The organism is Campylobacter troglodytis (assembly GCF_006864425.1).
Lineage (GTDB): Bacteria > Campylobacterota > Campylobacteria > Campylobacterales > Campylobacteraceae > Campylobacter_D > Campylobacter_D troglodytis.
The window spans coordinates 1-999 of sequence record NZ_QHLI01000171.1 but is presented as its reverse complement, the minus strand read 5'-3'; the positions used below and the strand labels follow the sequence as shown (position 1 = coordinate 999).

Annotated in this window: 2 protein-coding genes; both read right to left on the bottom strand. The window is 36.2% G+C overall.

Features of this window, described 5'->3' with window-relative positions; translation table 11 throughout:
- Positions 1-2: 2 nt before the first annotated feature.
- Positions 3-425, bottom strand: a complete 423-nt coding sequence (locus DMC01_RS12575; protein ID WP_185908966.1) for a site-specific integrase — start codon at positions 423-425, stop codon at positions 3-5.
- On the bottom strand, positions 412-999 hold a 588-nt coding region (locus DMC01_RS14130; RefSeq protein WP_185908965.1), incomplete at its 5' end, for a phage integrase SAM-like domain-containing protein. The genes DMC01_RS14130 and DMC01_RS12575, both read right to left, overlap by 14 nt.

Here is a 999-nt window from a genome sequence, read left to right as displayed (position 1 = left end):
AGTTAAAACTCCATATCTTTCAAAAAACTCGCCCTTTCATTGACATTCTTTGGCAAGTATTTCGCATAAACCTTAAATGTTTCAGTAAGGCTAGAATGTCCTAGCATAACCCTACTTATCCACATAGGCTCTTCGCCTTTTGAGAGCATTACACTAGCAAAGCTATGCCTTGTATCATAAAGTCTGCGTTTGGGCGTGATATTTAGCTCTTCTTTTAAGGCATAGAATTCAGCACGCAGTTTTTTCACAGGACTTTTAAACAAAAAGCCACTATCAGTGCTTTTCGCCTTGTTTTCAAGCTCTTTTACCACAAGGGGTAGTAAATCGATAGTCCTGTATGAGCTTCTTGTCTTTGGGACATTTGTCGTTTTGCCGTCATTTAGTAAGGTGCGTTTAATGTGAGCCTTGCTTTCAAGCAAATTCAAATCGTCCAAGCCCTAAAAGTTCGCCTGTTCGCAGTCCTGTAAAAAAGGCTATGATTAAATAGCTTTTTAACTCGCCCTTGCTTTGCTTAATCAAACTTTGAATTTGTGCTAAATCAAAGGGTTTTTGTTCGCTGTTTTCAAGCTCTTGCTCGCTTTGCGTGAATTTGGGGACAAAGAAAGGATTTTTAGCGATTAAATCACATTGCACGGCATATTTAAACACGCTTTCAAATGCCCTAATTTTCTTTTTAATCGTGTTAGTGCAGTTGTTTTTAGCCTGTAAAAAGCCTATGAATTCAACGCTGTCTTGCCTTGTAAAGTCCTTGATTTTATCTAGCTTTTTGTAATTCACAAAGTCTAAAATTTCCTTGCAAATGCTTTTAAAATTGCATTTTGTTTTGAATTTTAAAGTTTGCTTTTCTTTGGCAAGTGCCTTTAAAATCCTTATAAAATCATTACTCGCCTCTTTTTCCTCGTCTTTAAAATCTAGGGTAAAATTCGCATTTTTCAAAGCGTAAAATTCTTGTAAGGCTTTGGGCTTGTTTTCTACAAAAAGCCTTGAATTTTGCTCTAT